General features: G+C 46.3%; 1 pseudogene. It reads left to right on the top strand.

From position 1 onward, the window contains the following. Positions 1-21: 21 nt before the first annotated feature. Positions 22-255: pseudogene (locus MiSe_RS50410) on the top strand (23S rRNA pseudouridine(2605) synthase RluB); the annotation flags it as partial.

Raw genomic sequence — 255 nt, 5'->3', positions numbered from 1 at the left:
GATGGAAATCAGACAGGCAAGATGTCTATCCCACAAGATGGAAATCAGACAGGCAAGATGTCTATCCCACAAGATGGAAATCAGACAGGCAAGATGCCTATCCCACAAGATGGAAATCAGACAGGCATGATGCCTATCCCACAAGATGGAAATCAGACAGGCAAGATGCCTATCCCACAAGATGGAAATCAGACAGGCAAGATGCCTATCCCACAAGATGGAAATCAGACAGGCAAGATGCCTATCCCACAAGAT

Source organism: Microseira wollei NIES-4236, assembly GCF_020521235.1.
Classification (GTDB): domain Bacteria; phylum Cyanobacteriota; class Cyanobacteriia; order Cyanobacteriales; family Aerosakkonemataceae; genus Microseira; species Microseira wollei.
This window is presented reverse-complemented; position numbering and strand designations above follow the sequence as displayed.